This window comes from Amaricoccus sp. W119, assembly GCF_047275745.1.
In the GTDB taxonomy this organism is placed as follows: Bacteria; Pseudomonadota; Alphaproteobacteria; order Rhodobacterales; family Rhodobacteraceae; genus Amaricoccus.
In genome coordinates, this window is record NZ_JBKQWU010000152.1 from 1 (window position 1) to 2195 (window position 2195).

General features: G+C 70.3%; 2 protein-coding genes and 1 pseudogene. All 3 read left to right on the forward strand.

The window, feature by feature from the left end; translation table 11 throughout:
• Positions 1 to 1010: DUF294 nucleotidyltransferase-like domain-containing protein (locus ACLJK8_RS22505; protein WP_413152651.1), on the forward strand; the 1010-nt coding region annotated here is incomplete at its 5' end.
• Complete coding sequence (locus tag ACLJK8_RS22510) at positions 1007 to 1267, forward strand: hypothetical protein (RefSeq protein WP_413152652.1); 261 nt, start codon at positions 1007 to 1009, stop codon at positions 1265 to 1267. The genes ACLJK8_RS22505 and ACLJK8_RS22510, both read left to right, overlap by 4 nt.
• Positions 1264 to 2195, forward strand: a pseudogene (locus ACLJK8_RS22515) (hypothetical protein); the annotation flags it as partial. The gene ACLJK8_RS22510 and the pseudogene ACLJK8_RS22515, both read left to right, overlap by 4 nt.

The window sequence follows — 2195 nt, forward strand, 5'->3', positions numbered from 1 at the left end:
CGCTGGAAGCGGATCAGGCGACCACGATCGCCGAGCTCGGCTCGGCGGCGCGGCAGATCGACGGCATGATCCGGGTGCTGAGCGACGACGGGGTACGGGTCGAGATCATCGCCGGGCTCGTCGGCGGGTTGAACCGGCGGATCTTCCAGCGGCTCTGGACGCTCGTCGCACCCGAGGCGCTGCGCGAGCATTCCTGCCTCATCGTCATGGGCAGCGAAGGCCGGGGCGAGCAGATCATCAAGACCGACCAGGACAACGCGCTGATCCTGCGCGACGGATTCGTCTTCAACGGGATCGAGGCGGTGACGGAGACCTTCACCGCGGCGCTGATCGAATTCGGCTACCCGCCCTGTCCCGGCGGCATCATGGTGAGCCGCCCGCTCTGGTGCCAGCCGGTCGAGGGTTTCCGCGCCGCGCTCCGCGACTGGACGCATGGCAGCAATCCCGAAGGGCCGATGAACCTCGCGATCTTCCTCGACGCGGCGGTGGTGGCGGGAGACGCCAGCCTGCTCGCCGATCTCCGGGCCTATCTCGCGCGGATCATCGCCGGCGGCGATGCGTTTCACGCGCGCTTCGCCGCCGCGATCGAGCAGTTCGGCGGCGGCGAGGGCGGCTGGTGGCGCCGGCTTCCCGGCCTGCGCGGGCCGGAGGCGGCGGAGATCGACCTCAAGAAGCTCGGGGTCTTCCCGCTCGTTCACGGCGTGCGCGCGCTCGCACTCCAGTATGGCATGACCGCGACGCTCGGCACCGAGGACCGGATCGGCGCGCTCGCCGGCGCAGGGCGGATCGAGGCCGGGCTCGCGCGCGATCTCGTGGACGCGCTGCACCTGCTGATGGGGCTGAAGCTCGCCAACAACCTTCGCCAGATCGACGCGGGCCGCCCGCCCGACAACGCCGTGCGACTGACCGAGCTCGGCACGATCGAGCGCGAGTCGCTGAAGGACGCGCTGGCGATCGTGCGGCGCTTCAGGGACTGGCTCCGGTCGCATTACCGGCTGGACGCGCTGTGACGGGCGGGCGCGGTCCCCGGACACAGGTGCTCGTCGCGCTCTGCGCCGCCGGGGTCGCGCTCTTCAACTTCCCGCTCCTGATCGTCTGGGACCAGCCCGCGACGGTCCTCGGCCTGCCGCTCCTGCCGGTGGCGCTCTTCGCGATCTGGGCCGGGCTCATCGCGGCGCTCGCCTTCGCGAACGAGAGCGGCGGGCGCCACGACGAACCCGGGCCCCGGCCGGAACGGGAGACGAATCCCGGGGACGAGGCGCCATGATCCCGCCCGTGCTCGTGCTGGCCGCCGGTTTCGGCTACCTGCTCCTGCTTTTCGCCATCGCGGCCTACGGCGACCGCCGCGCCGCCCTCGGCCGCTCGATCATCGACAACCCGGCGATCTACGCGCTCTCCTGGGGGGTCTATTGCACCGCCTGGACCTATTTCGGCAGCGTCGGGCGCGCGGCCTCNCTCGGCCGCTCGATCATCGACAACCCGGCGATCTACGCGCTCTCCTGGGGGGTCTATTGCACCGCCTGGACCTATTTCGGCAGCGTCGGGCGCGCGGCCTCGGGCGGGGTCTGGTTCCTGCCGATCTACCTCGGGCCGATGCTCGCCATGCTGCTCGCCTGGATCGTCGTGCGCAAGATGGTCCGGATCGCGCGGACCTACCGCATCACCTCGATCGCCGACTTCATCGCCAGCCGCTACGGCAAGAGCCCCCTTCTCGCCGCGCTGGTGACGCTCATCACGGTGGTCGGCATCGTCCCCTATATCGCGCTGCAGCTGAAGGCGGTCTCGGCGGGGTATCAGGTGCTGACCGGACCGACCGTCGCGGGCCCCGGTGCCTGGTGGATGGACAAGACGCTCTTCGTCGCCCTCGCGCTCGCCGCCTTCGCCATCGTCTTCGGCGCGCGCCACCTCGATCTCTCCGAGCGTCATGAGGGCCTGGTCGCGGCGATCGCCTTCGAATCGGTCGTGAAACTCGTGGCCTTTCTCGCGGTCGGCGGCTTCGTCACCTGGGGCCTCTTCGACGGGTTCGCCGACATCTGGCAGCGGGCGGAGGCGATCCCGGAGCTTGGCTCGCTGCTCCGGCTCGGGCAGGGGGGCGAGGCCTTCGACTACGCGCAATGGTTCGCGCTCACCATGCTCTCGGCGCTCTCGGTCCTCATGCTGCCGCGGCAGTTCCAGGTCATGGTGGTCGAATGCGT